We start from the raw sequence: 12,832 nt of genomic DNA, 5'->3' as shown, positions 1-12,832 counted from the left end.
ACCCCTAATCGAGCGTCGGTTCCGCGCGCTCGCGCGGACCTTCCGGCGCGGGCTGCGCGGCCTGGACCGGCGGCTTCGCGGGCTCGTCGGCCAGCGCGGGCTCCACCGCTTCCTCGGGCTCGGCCGCCATCGCGATCGCGAGCACCGCAGCCGCCGTGCGCTCGGCCGCGCCGCGATTGGAGGACGAGAAAGCCTGCGCGGCCTGCGACATCGCCTCGCGGCGCTCGCGGTTCTCGACCAGCTTGAGCGCGCTGGTCACGGCCTGCTCCATGGTCTCCACGCGCAGCGAGGCACCGGCCGCGAGCGAGAGCTGCGCGGCTTCCGCGAAATTGAAGGTCGACGGCCCCATCACGACCGGGCAGCCGCAGGCCGCGGGCTCGATCAGGTTCTGGCCGCCCAGGGGCTCGAAGCTGCCGCCGAGCAGCGCGACGTCGGCCAGGCCGTAGTACAGCGCCATCTCGCCGAGCGAGTCGCCGAGCCAGATCTCGGACTCGGACGGCTGGCCCGCGGCGCTGCGGCGCGCCACGGCGAAGCCCTCGGCCTCGATCAGCGCGGCCACCTCGTCGAAACGCTGCGGATGGCGCGGCACGATCATCCACTGCACGTCGTGCACCCGCTTCGAGATCGAGCGGACCGCGCCCTGCTCGGGCGGCACCGGCGCGGTGGCGCCGAAGCGGCGCAGCACCTCGAGCAGCAGGCGTTCCTCGCCGTCGCGCGAACTCGCCAGCACCACGATCGGCTTGGGCAGCGTGCCGCGCAGCCGGGCGGCTGCATGGAGCTGGCGCACGTCGGGCGTGGCGTCGAACTTGAGGTTGCCGTAGATGCCCGAGACCTTGGCGCCCAGCGACACCAGCCGGTGCGCGTCGGCCTCGGTCTGGGCCCAGACCGCGCTGAGCGCCGAATAGGCCGGCCGTGCCAGCCAACCCAGTCGCTCGGCCGAAGCCAGCGATTTCTCGTTGAGCCGGGCGTTGGCCAGCACCAGCGGGATGCGGCGCTCGGCGCAGGCCGCGGCCATCTCGGGCCAGACCTCGGTTTCCATCAGCACGCCGATGCGCGGCTGGAAGCGGTCGAGGAAGCGCGCCACGGCGCCCGGCGTGTCCCAGGGCTGCCAGACCTGCGTGTCGCCCTCGCGCAGCAGCTTGGCGCCCTCCTCGCGGCCGGTGGCGGTGCCGTGCGTGAGCAGGATCGGGATCTCGGGGAACTGGCGCCGCAGCTCCTCGATGAGGATGGCGGCGGCGCGCGTCTCGCCGAGCGAGACCGCGTGCACCCAGCACTGGGCGTGGCCGGTGGTGGCGGTGTCGTAGTGGCCGAAGCGCTCCTCGACCGCCACCGCGTAGCCGGGCTCGGCCGCCGCGCGGCGCCGCAGCTTGCGGCGCACCAGGGGCTGGGCCAGGGTGGTGAAGGCGCCGTACAGGCGCAGCAGCAGCGAACGCACGGCCAAGGTCTAGTGCGCCGCTTCGGCGAGCGTGGCGTCGGGCTTCACGGTCTTGAGCAGCGCCAGCATGCGGGCCTCGATGCGCTCGAGCGCCGCCTGGGTCTGGCCCTCGAAGCGCAACACCAGCACCGGCGTGGTGTTGGAGGCGCGGATCAGGCCGAAGCCGTCGGGCCAGTCCACGCGCAGGCCGTCGATGGTCGAGACCTTGGCCGTGGCCTCGAAGCTCGCCTCCTTCAGCAGCCGCTCGACCACCGCGTGCGGCTCGCCCTCGGCGCACTTCACGTTGAGCTCGGGCGTCGAGAAGCTCGTGGGCAGCGCGTTGAGCACGTCGCTGGCGTTCGGGCTCCTGCTCAGGATCTCGAGCATGCGGCAGCCCGCATAGGTGCCGTCGTCGAAGCCGAACCAGCGCTCCTTGAAGAAGATGTGGCCGCTCATCTCGCCGCCCAGCGGCGAATCGAGTTCCTTCATCTTCGCCTTGATCAGCGAGTGGCCGGTCTTGAAGATCAGCGGCTGGCCGCCCGCGGCCTCGATGGCCGGGCCCAGGCGCTGCGAGCACTTCACGTCGTAGACGATGGTGCCGCCCGGCACGCGCGACAGCACGTCCTGCGCGAACAGCTGCATCTGGCGGTCGGGGAAGATGTTCTGGCCATCCTTGGTGACGATGCCCAGGCGGTCGCCGTCGCCGTCGAAGGCCAGGCCCAGTTCGGCGTCGCCCCGCTCCAGCGCGGCGATCAGGTCCTTGAGGTTCTCGGGCTTGCTGGGATCGGGGTGGTGGTTCGGGAAGTCGCCGTCGACCTCGCTGAACAGCTCCGTCACCTCGCAGCCCAGGGCGCGGAAGATCGCCGGGGCCGAGGCGCCGGCGATGCCGTTGCCCGAATCGACCACGATCTTCATCGGCCGGGCGAGCCGCACGTCGCCCACGATGCGCTGCGTGTAGGCCTCGGTCACGTCGACCTGGCGCACCGAACCGCCCGCGGCGAGCGTCGCGCTGCCGTCCTCCATGGTGCGGCGCAGCGCCTGGATCTCGTCGCCGTAGATCGCGCGGCCGGCCAGCACCATCTTGAAGCCGTTGTAGTCCTTGGGGTTGTGGCTGCCCGTGACCTGGATGCCGCTGGTGGCGAGCGTGTGGGCCGCGAAGTAGAGCATGGGCGTGGTGACCGCGCCCACGTCGATCACTTCGACGCCGGTGGCCACCAGGCCGCGGATCAGCGCTTCGGACAGCGAAGGCCCCGACAGGCGCCCGTCGCGCCCCACGGCCACCGACTTCTCGCCGGCGGCCCGCGCCGCGCTGCCGAAGGCCCGGCCCAGGGCTTCCGCCACCTCGGGGTTCAACGTGGAGGGCACCACGCCGCGAATGTCGTAGGCCTTGAAGATCGACGCGCTGAGCTGCATGAAAAAGGATTCCCTGTGATTCGTGGACCGGGGGATTGTAGGCACCCGCCATGGGGCGCACATGTCCGAAAACGGCCAGTCGAAACGCCTCGAAACCTTAATATTTGGCCCATGACGAACGCCAATGCCTCCCCCGAAGAGCTCGAGAGCGATGCCTGCTACCTGGCGCTGAAGACGCACGACGCGCGCTTCGACGGCTCGTTCTTCACCGCCGTGACCTCCACCGGCATCTACTGCCGGCCGGTCTGCCGCGTGAAGCTGCCGCGGCGCGAGAACTGCCGCTTCTTCCGCCACGCGGCGCAGGCCGAGGCCGAAGGCTTCCGCCCCTGCCTGCGCTGCCGGCCCGAACTGGCGCCGCGCCCCATGGGCACGGCCAACTGGTCGACCGAGGACGCCTCGCGCATCCTCGCGCAGCAGGCGGCGCGGCTGATCGACGAGCCCGACGCCTGGACCGACGAGGGCCCGGGCGCCGCGCAGATCGCGGCCCGGCTCGGCGTCAGCGACCGCCACCTGCGCCGCATCTTCGAGGCCCAGTTCGGCGTCTCGCCGCTGCAGTACCTGCAGACGCGCCGCCTGCTCGCGGCCAAGCAGCTGATCGCCGACACCCGCCTGCCGATGACGCAGGTGGCGCTGGCCAGCGGCTTCGCGAGCGTGCGCCGCTTCAACGCGGCCTTCGTCGAGCACTACGGGCTCAATCCGAGCGCCTTGCGGCGCGCCGGCGGCACCGAGGGCGGCGACGGCCGCGCGATCGAGGTGCGGCTGGGCTTTCGCCCGCCCTACGACCCGAACGCGATGCTGGGCTTCTTCGCGCGCCGCGCGCTGCGCGGGGTCGAGCGCGTGACGGCCGAGGACGGCAAGGTGCCGGTGGCGGGCAAGAACACCCAGGCCCCGGCCTTCACGCGGCTGGCGCGCACGCTGCGCGTGCAGCACGGCGCGCAGGTGCATGCGGGCTGGCTGCAGCTGCGCTTCGACATGGCGCGCGAACAGATGCTGCTGTCGGTCAGCGATTCGCTGGCGCCGGTGCTGCCGGTGGTGATCAGCCGCGCCCGCGCCATGCTCGACATCGACGCCGACCCGATGGCCATCAACGCCGCGCTGCACGACGCCTTTTCGCACGGCGACGGGCTGCGCGTGCCGGGCACGGTCGACGGCTTCGAGCTCGCGGTGCGCGCGGTGCTGGGCCAGCAGATCACGGTGGCCGCGGCACGCACCCTGGGTTCGCGGCTGGTCGAGGCCTTCGGCGAACCGATCGCCACGCCCGTCGACGGGCTCGACCGCCTGTTCCCCACGCCCGCCGCCATCGCGGCCGCCAGCGGCGATGCGCTGGGCCAGCTCGGCATCGTGCGCCAGCGCCAGGCCGCGCTGCATGCGCTGGCGCGCGCCGTGGCAGAAGGCCGGCTGCCGCTGCATGCGGGCGCCGACGTGCCCTCGACCATCGCCGCGCTGCAGGAGCTGCCGGGCATCGGCGCCTGGACCGCGCAGTACATCGCGATGCGCGCGCTGCGCTGGCCCGATGCCTTTCCGGCCGGCGACGTCGCGCTGCAGAAGGCGCTGGGCGTGAGCACCGCGCGCGCCGCGAGCGAGGCCTCGCAGGCCTGGCGTCCGTGGCGCAGCTATGCCGTGCTGCGCGCCTGGCACGCACCCGTCCCCTCCACGCCGTCCGCCGAGCCAGCCGCCGCGGACATCCCCTCCACTCCCACGGCAGGCCTCACCGCCTGAGAAGCCATGAAGTTCAAGAAGACCGTCATCTACACCTCGCACTACGACAGCCCGCTCGGCGGCATCACCATGGCCGCCACCGACGCCGGCCTGGCCGGTGTCTGGTTCGACCAGCAGCGCCACTGGCCCGACACCACGGGCTGGCAGACGCGCGACGACCACCCGGTGTTCGTCGAAACCGCCGCGCAGCTGCGCGACTATTTCGCGGGCAAGCGCGACCGCTTCGAACTGCCGCTCGACCTGTCGCACGGCACGGCGTTCCAGCAGAGCGTGTGGCAGGCACTGCTCGCGATCCCCGCGGGCGCCACCACCAGCTACGGCGCGCTGAGCGCGAACGTCGGCAACCCGGCCGCGGTGCGCGCGGTGGGCGCGGCCGTGGGCCGCAACCCGATCAGCGTGATCGTGCCCTGCCACCGCGTGCTCGGCGCCGACGGCTCGCTGACCGGCTATGCCGGCGGGCTCGAGCGCAAGAGCGCGCTGCTCGAGCTCGAAGGCGTGCGTTAGGCTCGCGGGTCGGGAACGCCTGGCCCACGGCCAGGCGCAAGAGAAAACACAACGACAACACCGCATGACCACCTCCACCACCACCGCTGCCGGCGCGCCCAAGCCCAAGGGCTGGCTCGTCGACCTCGTGCTGCTCGGCGCGCTCTGGGGCGCTTCCTTCCTGTTCATGCGCATCGGCGCCGCCGAGTTCGGCGCGCTGCCGACCGCGGCGGTGCGCGTGAGCATCGCCGCGCTGTTCCTGCTGCCGATCGCGCTGCTGCGCGGCCAGGGTCCCGCGCTCGCGCGCCACTGGAAGCCCAGCTTCTCGGTCGGCGTCTTCAACTCGGGCCTGCCCTTCGCGCTGTTCAGCTTCGCGGTGCTCAGCATCAACAGCAGCCTCGCGGCCGTGCTCAACGCGGCCACGCCGATGTTCGGCGCGCTGGTGGCCTGGGCCTGGTTCCGCGAGCGGCCCGACGGCTCGCGGCTGGTCGGCCTCGTGATCGGCTTCATCGGCGTCGCCATGCTCGCCAGCGGCGGTGCCGGCCTGCACACCGGCGCCAGCAATCTCGCGGCGCTGTGGGCCATGCTGGCCTGTCTCGCGGCCTGCCTGTGCTACGGCATCTCGGCCAGCGCCACGCGGCGCTTCCTCACCGGCGTGCCGCCGCTGGCCACCGCCACCGGCAGCCAGATCGGCGCCTCGCTGTTCCTCGCCGTGCCCGCGATCTGGCTCTGGCCCGCGCAGATGCCCGGCGCGCGCGCCTGGCTCGCGCTGCTCGCGCTCGGCATCGCCTGCACCGGCGTGGCCTACATCCTGTTCTTCCGGCTGATCGAACGCGCCGGCCCGGCGCGCGCGCTGACCGTGACCTTCCTGGTGCCGGTGTTCGCGGCCTTCTACGGCGCGGTGTTCCTCGGCGAGACCATCACGCAATGGATGCTGACCTGCGCCGTGGTGATCGTCTGCGGCGTGGCGCTGTCGACCGGCCTCGTCAAGCTCGGGCCGCGCGCCGCCAAGGCCTGATCCGCGATCAGATCGCGCCGGCCACCACGTTGACCGACAGCGCGAGCACCAGCATGTTGAAGGCGAAGGCCAGCACGCTGTGGATCAGCGTGATGCGCCGCATCTCGCGCGAGGTGGCCTGCACGTCCGACACCTGCGAGGTCATGCCGATCACGTAGGCGTAGTAGAGGAAGTCGAAGTAGTCGGGGTCTTCCTTGCCCGGGAAGTCCAGCCCGCCCGCATCGGGCCCGCGGTGCTTCTCGTCGTGGTAGTAGCGGTGCGCGTAGTGGAAGGCGTAGATGGAATGCATCATCAGCCACGAGCCCGCGAGCGCCACCAGCCCGAGTCCGATGTGGACCGCGCGCTCGATGCCGCTCAGCTGCTTCACCTGCTGCAGCAGCATCGCGATCGCCACCACGCTCGCGCCCACCACCACCAGCATCGACACCAGGATCATCAGGTTCGGCTGGTCGAGCGACTGCGCGCGTTCGCGCGTGCGCTGGGCATCGAAGGTGTCGGCCAGCCACCAGGTCAGCACCTGGTAGACCAGCACGGCCGCGCACCAGCCGGCCAGCCCGCGCGCCATCAGGCCCAGCGGCCAGGGGATCGCCGCGACGGCGACGCCGACAATGCCGCCATACAGCAGGCGCTGCGGACCGGTGGTGGTGGACAGGGGATGGAGCGTGGACATGGGGCGCAGCTTAGCGCCGTGGCCACGGCGCTGCGCGGTGCGGCGCGAGCGATGGGACTTTTTGTCCCAGCGCACGCCGCCGCGCGCGGGCGCTGGTATGGTCACGACGTCCCCGGGGCACCGCGCCGGGCCCGACGACGTTTTCCCACGAAGCAACGACGTGCGGCCGATGCAGCCGCGCCCTTCCGCCATGAGACACGTGCGACTTCCTTCGCGACCCCTGCACCACGGGCTGCGCGCCACGCTGGCGGCACTGGCCGTCGCGACCTTCGGCCTGCTCGGCCTCCAGTCCGCGCGCGCGGCCGAACCGGCCGGCGTTCCCGACACCATCGAGCAGCGCGTGGCCGCCTGCATCGCCTGCCATGGCCGCCAGGGCTCGACCGGCAACGCGGCCTTCTTCCCGCGGCTGGCCGGCAAGCCCGCGGGCTACCTGTTCAACCAGCTGCGCAGCTTCCGCGACGGCCGGCGCTCCAACACCGACATGAACTACATGGTGCGCCACATGTCCGACGCCTACCTGCAGGAGATCGCGGACTACTTCGCCGGCCTCGACCTGCCCTATGCCGCGGTCTCGCCGACCAGCGACGCGGCTCCCGCGCAGCTCGCGCGCGGCCGCCAGCTCGCGCTCGAGGGCGACGCCGCGCGCAGGATCCCGGCCTGCGTGCACTGCCACGGCGCCGCGCTCACGGGCGTGCAGCCCGCCATCCCGGGCCTGCTGGGACTGCCGCGTCTCTACGTCTCCTCGCAACTCGGCGCCTGGCTCACCAACGAGCGCCATGCGCTCGCGCCCGACTGCATGGCCGAGATCGGAGGCCGCATGACCACCGCCGACATCAACGCCGTCGCGAGCTGGCTCGCGGTGCAGCCGATGCCCGCCAACCCCAAGCCGGTGTCCGCGCCGGCCGCGCCGCTGCCGATGGCCTGCGGCGGCATGCAGTGAGGCCGCGACGATGACCGCGCTCAAACGCCTCTGCTGGACCCTGCTCGTGCTCGTGCTGCTGCTGGCCGCCGTGGCCGGCGGCGTGGTCGCGCTCAACCTGCGCGGCGAGGCCGCCATCCCCGAGCAGGCCGAGGCCTTCGAGGCCACGCCGCAGCGCATCGAGCGCGGCCGCTACCTCGCGCTGGCCGGCAACTGCGCGGGCTGCCACACCACGCGCGGCGGCCAGGCCTACGCGGGCGGCCTGCCGATCGAGACGCCCTTCGGCACCATCCACTCGACCAACCTCACGCCCGATGCGCAGCACGGCATCGGCGGCTGGAGCAGCGCGCATTTCTGGCGCGCGATGCACAACGGCCGCTCGAAGGACGGCCGGCTGCTCTATCCCGCCTTCCCCTATCCGAGCTTCACGCGCGTCACGCGCGAGGACTCCGACGCCATCTACGCCTACCTGCGCAGCCTGCCCGCGGCCGACACGCCGAACCGGCCGCACCGGCTGCGCTTCCCCTACGACACGCAGGCCGCGCTCGGCGTCTGGCGCGCCCTCTTCTTCACGCCGCAGACCTTCGTCGCCGACGCGGGCAAGCCGGCCGAGTGGAACCGCGGCGCCTACCTGGTCGACGGCCTGGGCCACTGCATCGCCTGCCACGGCAGCCGCAATGCCTTCGGCGCCACCGAGACGCAGCGCGGCCTCTCGGGCGGCCTGATCGCGGTGCAGAACTGGTATGCGCCCTCGCTGGCCGATCCGCGCGAGGCCGGCGTGTCCGGCTGGCCCGCCACCGAGGTGGTGGCGCTGCTGAAGAACGGCAGCGCGCCGCGCGGTTCGGTGATGGGCCCGATGGCCGACGTGGTGTTCGAGAGCACGCAGCACCTGTCCGAGGCCGACCTCTCGGCGATGGCCGCCTACCTCAAGGACCTGCCGGCCGTCGCGCAGGAGGCCGGCGACGCCAAGCCCGCGCGCCCCGCCACCTACCGGCGCGATGCCGGCGAGATGGCGCGCGGCAACCGCATCTACGACCAGCGCTGCGCCTACTGCCATGGCGACCAGGGCCAGGGCGCGCCGGGCGCCTACCCGCCGCTCGCGGGCAGCCGCGCCGTCAACATGGCGCGGCCCGTCAACCTGATCCAGGTCGTGAGCCATGGCGGCTTCCTGCCGACCACCGCGGGCAATCCGCGCCCCTACGGCATGCCGCCCTTCGGCGAGACGCTCGACGGCACCGACCTCGCGGCCGTGCTGACCTACATCCGCGGCTCGTGGGGCAACGACAGCGCGCCGGTCACGCAGCTCGACATCGCGCGGCGCTGAGGCGCGAACCGCGCCGCGCCCTAGGCCGGCGCGCGGCACATTACCGTCGGCTGAAGGCGAACGCGGGCATGGCGAATCTCCTACAGGCGCTGGCGGCTTCGACGCATACGCGCTATGGGCCGCACCTAATAACTTGGAGGTCAACAACAGGGAGCAGCGCCCCGGACACCGAGCGACACCGCAGGCCGGCACCGGCCTTCGCGGTACGGCGATCGAAGGTCCGAGGGTTCCATTTTTTGCCTCTTCTTCGAAGGACCTTCTTCATGCCCTTGCCCCGCTCGCGCGCCCGCGGCCACGCCACCCTCGTCGCCGCCCTGGCCGGTGGCGGCCTGCTCGCAGCCGCCACGCCCGCCCTCGCCGACCCGTCGCCGGCGCTCGACCGCTTCAGCCTTTCCGTCGGTGCCTATGGCGCCGACCCCAAGTTCGACGCCTCGGTGGGCACGCCCTACGGCGCGCTGCGCACCGGCGACATCAAGCCCGGCCGCGTGACCATGCCGCGCATCACGGCCGACGTGCTGCTCGGCGACACGCAGGGCCTCTCGTTCGACTACTTCCGCTACAAGCGCGACTACTTCGGCGGCCTCTCGGGCGGCACCTCGCTCGGCGGCCTCGGCACCATCGCGGCCTTCGGCAATGCCAACGTCGACACGCAGGTCGACTTCGCCAAGCTCTCGTACAAGTGGTGGATCGGCTCGGGCAACACGGTGCTGGGCCTCGGTGCCGGCGCGGCCTACTACCGCATCAAGCTCGGCGTGAGCGCGCTCGCGGGCGTCAATGGCCAGTTCGGCACGCTCAGCGAAAGCTCGAGCCGCGATGCGATCGCGCCGCTGCTCGAGATCGGCGTGCGCCACGCGATCACGCCCGACCTGCGGCTGTTCGCCGACGCCTCGGGCGTGTGGAAGAACGGCGGCAGCTCGCACGGCAACATCTACAACGCCGCGGCCGGCGTGGAGTGGTTCCCGGTCAAGAACGTGGGCCTGGTGCTGGCCTACAACGTGACCAACATCGACATCACGCGCGACAGCGGCTTCGCCGACGCGCGGCTGAAGATCCGCCTGCAGGGCCCGACGGCCTCGCTCAAGGCGCGCTTCTGATCGGAGGCCCACCGGCGGCGGCGCACCGCCGCCGGTCGGCCGCCCCTATTCGCCCGGCTCGCGCGTCAGCGCCGCGAGCAGGATGGTGCGCACGTCCTTCTTGAGCACCTTCCCCACCTTCGATCGCGGCAGGTCGGCCCACACCTCCACCTGCTTGGGTGCCTTCACGCTGCCGATGCGCGCCTTGACGAAGGCCTTGATCGCCTCGGCGTCGATGCTGCGGCCCGCCTGCGGCTGCAGCACCGCCACCACGCGCTCGCCCCACTTCTCGTCGGGCAGGCCGATCACCGCGCTGTCCTGCACGTCGGGGTGCTGCATCAGCGCCTGCTCGACCTCGGCCGAATAGACGTTGAAGCCGCCCGAGATGATCATGTCCTTGGCGCGGTCGACGATGTAGAGGAAGCCGTCGTCGTCGAGCCGGCCGATGTCGCCCGTGTGGTGCCAGCCGAAGCGCGAGGCCTCCTGCGTGGCCTTCGGGTCCTTGTAGTAGCCCTGCATCACGAGCGAGCCGCGCACCACGATCTCGCCGCTCTCGCCCACGGGCAGCAGCTCGCCTTCGGCGTTCATCACGCCCACCTGCACCAGCGGCCCGGGCCGTCCCGCCGAGGCGAGGCGGTGCTTCGCCACCGAGCCGTCGGCATTGAAGTGCTCGCGCGGCGACATCATCGAGATCATCATCGGCGCCTCGGTCTGGCCGAAGAGCTGGGCCATCACCGGGCCGATCTTCGTGAGCGCCTCCTCGAGCCGCGCGGCCGACATCGGCGCGGCGCCATACCAGAAGCACTGCAGCGAATCGCGCTTCGTCGCCGCGAGTTCCGGATGCTGCAGCAGCATGTAGATCAGCGTCGGCGGCAGGAAGGCGTGGGTGATGCGGTGGCGCTCGATCAGCGCGAGGAACTCGCCGAGGTCGGGCTTGGGCATGATGACCACGCGCCCGCCTAGCGCCATCACCGGCAGGCACAGCACGCCGGCCGCGTGCGTGAGCGGCGCGAGCGCGAGGTAGGCCGGCCGGCCCTCGAAGGGATAGCCCATCAGCGTGAGCGCCGACATCGCCTCGAGGTTGCGCCCCGTGAGCATCACGCCCTTGGGCTGGCCCGTGGTGCCGCCGGTGCCCGCGATCATCGCCACGTCGTCGATCGGCGCGATGTCGAGCGGCGCGTCGTCCAGGCCCTCGAGCCAGTCGTCCATCGACGGCGCGAAGGGCTGGCGCGCATCGAGGCAGACCAGCGCGCGCAGCTTGGGCAGCTGCGAACGCATCTGCTCGACCATGGGCGCGTAGTTGCCGTGGAACACCAGGCAGGCGCAGTCGAAGGCATCGAGCACGAAGGCGTTCTCGCTCGCTTCGTTGCGCGGGTTGATCGGGCACCACACGCCGCCCGCGCGCGAGATGCCGAACACCGTGGCGAAGGCCATCGCATCGTTGCTCGAGAGCACGGCCACCTTGTCGCCCGGCTGCAGGCCCGCGCGCTGCAGGCCGCGCGCCACGCGCCAGCTGATGCGCTGCACCTGGGCATAGCCGAGGTCGGTCTCGCCCAGGGTCAGGCAGGGCGCGTCGGCGCCCAGCTGGGCGCCCTTGTCGAGGTAGTCGACGAGACGCATCGGGGTCAGCCCATGCGCGTGAGCACGGGTTCCTGCACCAGGCCGAAGCCGCGCAGCGCGCCCAGCAGTTCGCGGTGGCCGAAGGCCTGGCAGCCCGAGGCGAAGCCCGCGCGGCGCGGCGGCTGCTGCAGCAGCGAGGCGGCCGCATAGGCCTGCAGCAGGCCGGTCTGCTTGTAGTTGCAGTTGCCGAAGATCACGCAGTGCACGCGGCCCAGCGGACCGGAGGCATGCACCGAGTCGACCGACTTGTTGATGCGCGGGTTCTCGCGCGGCGGCATGGTGTTCATCACGCTCGAGGCGGTCTTGGCCAGCGCCTCGTAGCGGTCCTGCTCGTTCATGCCCTCGGTCGCCTTGAGCGCGGCCGCCACGATCTGCGGCACGCCCATCATCAGCGGCTTGTTGAAGACGCCGCCGAGCACCTTGACGTTGGCCACGCGCGGATCGCGCTTGAACCACACGGGGTGCGAGGTGCCGCCCCAGGGCAGCGCGAGCGCGGCCTCGTGCTGGCCCGGGATCGACAGGTGGTAGAGGCCGGCATCGGGCTGCCACTCGACGTACTCGTTCTGCTCGAGGTAGTAGGCCTTCGAGGTGGCGGCGTTGACCAGGATGGTCTGCGTCGACGCGATGGTCGGGCTGCCGCCCCAGAACACGGCGATGTCGAGCGTGTCGAGCCCGGGGGTCTCGAGGCACAGCTGCGCCGCGATCTCGCCCGTGGTGTACATGTGGGCCAGGCCCGGCGACAACAGCAGCCCCGCGGCGGCGAACTTGGCGCCCCATTGCTGGTCGAGAGTGATCAGCCAGTCCTGCTCGCCCGTGGTGTCGGTGTAGTGGCAGCCGGCGTTGAGGCAGGCCTCGACCACCTCGGGGCCGAACTTGGCGAACGGCCCCACGGTGTTGAGCACCACCGAGGCGCCGGTGAAGAGCTCGGTGAGCGCCTCCACCGAATGCGCCACCTCCACCACCTCGTAGCGCGCGGTCTCGATGCCGGGCACGTTGGACTTCATCGCGGCGTCGAGCTTCTCCTGGCTGCGACCCGCGGCGATGAACGGGATGTTGTACTCGCGCAGGTACTCGCAGACCAGGCGCCCGGTGTAGCCCGAGGCGCCGTACACGATGACCGGCTTCTTGTTCTTGCTGCTCATGTCGTCTCTCCTTTTTCTTGCCTGATGTGTGACTCGT

At 71.7% G+C, this 12,832-nt stretch carries 11 protein-coding genes; 6 read left to right on the top strand and 5 right to left on the bottom strand.

The genetic code is table 11. The annotated features are described in order from the left end of the window. Window positions 1–4 precede the first annotated feature (4 nt). A complete protein-coding gene (locus tag KV106_RS29345; protein WP_261214398.1) occupies window positions 5–1,435 on the bottom strand; it encodes a 3-deoxy-D-manno-octulosonic acid transferase in 1,431 nt (476 codons plus the stop codon). A gap of 9 nt (window positions 1,436–1,444) precedes the next feature. Continuing rightward, window positions 1,445–2,827 (bottom strand): phosphomannomutase/phosphoglucomutase, encoded by a 1,383-nt coding sequence (locus KV106_RS29340; RefSeq protein WP_261214396.1) that lies wholly within the window; start codon window positions 2,825–2,827, stop codon window positions 1,445–1,447. A 111-nt stretch (window positions 2,828–2,938) separates the two neighbouring features. Here KV106_RS29340 and KV106_RS29335 point away from each other — a divergent pair, with 111 nt between their 5' ends. From KV106_RS29335 to KV106_RS29325, 3 genes are all read left to right on the top strand, one after another. Then, window positions 2,939–4,546, top strand: a complete 1,608-nt coding sequence (locus KV106_RS29335) for a DNA-3-methyladenine glycosylase 2 family protein (protein ID WP_261214394.1) — start codon at window positions 2,939–2,941, stop codon at window positions 4,544–4,546. A 6-nt stretch (window positions 4,547–4,552) separates the two neighbouring features. Beyond that, window positions 4,553–5,050: a methylated-DNA--[protein]-cysteine S-methyltransferase gene (locus tag KV106_RS29330; RefSeq protein ID WP_057596290.1), complete on the top strand. Its 498-nt coding sequence runs from the start codon at window positions 4,553–4,555 to the stop codon at window positions 5,048–5,050. Window positions 5,051–5,114: 64 nt separating this feature from the next. Beyond that, window positions 5,115–6,047 carry a DMT family transporter gene (locus KV106_RS29325; protein ID WP_261214391.1) on the top strand — a complete coding sequence of 311 codons (933 nt, stop codon included), beginning with the start codon at window positions 5,115–5,117 and terminating at the stop codon, window positions 6,045–6,047. A 7-nt stretch (window positions 6,048–6,054) separates the two neighbouring features. Here the strand turns inward: KV106_RS29325 and KV106_RS29320 are convergent, their stop codons facing one another. Next, on the bottom strand, window positions 6,055–6,717 hold the full coding sequence (locus KV106_RS29320; RefSeq protein ID WP_261214390.1) for a DUF1345 domain-containing protein: 663 nt from the start codon (window positions 6,715–6,717) through the stop codon (window positions 6,055–6,057). Between the two features lie 190 nt (window positions 6,718–6,907). Between KV106_RS29320 and KV106_RS29315 the strand changes: the two genes are divergently transcribed. From KV106_RS29315 to KV106_RS29305, 3 genes are all read left to right on the top strand, one after another. Continuing rightward, the gene (locus KV106_RS29315) at window positions 6,908–7,657 is read left to right on the top strand and encodes a c-type cytochrome (RefSeq protein WP_057596303.1); all 750 of its coding nucleotides are present in this window, start codon (window positions 6,908–6,910) and stop codon (window positions 7,655–7,657) included. Between the two features lie 10 nt (window positions 7,658–7,667). Continuing rightward, window positions 7,668–8,960, top strand: a complete 1,293-nt coding sequence (locus KV106_RS29310) for a c-type cytochrome (RefSeq protein ID WP_261214388.1) — start codon at window positions 7,668–7,670, stop codon at window positions 8,958–8,960. Window positions 8,961–9,223: 263 nt separating this feature from the next. Beyond that, window positions 9,224–10,054, top strand: coding sequence for a hypothetical protein (locus tag KV106_RS29305; RefSeq protein WP_261214386.1), 831 nt, complete (start codon window positions 9,224–9,226; stop codon window positions 10,052–10,054). Window positions 10,055–10,099: 45 nt separating this feature from the next. On the opposite strand, the gene KV106_RS29300 is transcribed toward KV106_RS29305, so the two are convergent. Together KV106_RS29300 and KV106_RS29295 are read right to left on the bottom strand one after the other, a co-directional pair. Then, window positions 10,100–11,653: an AMP-binding protein gene (locus KV106_RS29300; RefSeq protein ID WP_261214384.1), complete on the bottom strand. Its 1,554-nt coding sequence runs from the start codon at window positions 11,651–11,653 to the stop codon at window positions 10,100–10,102. 5 nt (window positions 11,654–11,658) lie between these two features. After that, window positions 11,659–12,795, bottom strand: coding sequence for a DUF5938 domain-containing protein (locus KV106_RS29295; RefSeq protein WP_261214382.1), 1,137 nt, complete (start codon window positions 12,793–12,795; stop codon window positions 11,659–11,661). Window positions 12,796–12,832 lie beyond the last annotated feature (37 nt).

Source organism: Variovorax endophyticus (assembly GCF_025376855.1).
In the GTDB taxonomy this organism is placed as follows: Bacteria; Pseudomonadota; Gammaproteobacteria; order Burkholderiales; family Burkholderiaceae_C; genus Variovorax.
The sequence above is the reverse complement of the archived record's forward strand: the minus strand, read 5'-3'. Positions and strand labels throughout refer to the sequence as shown.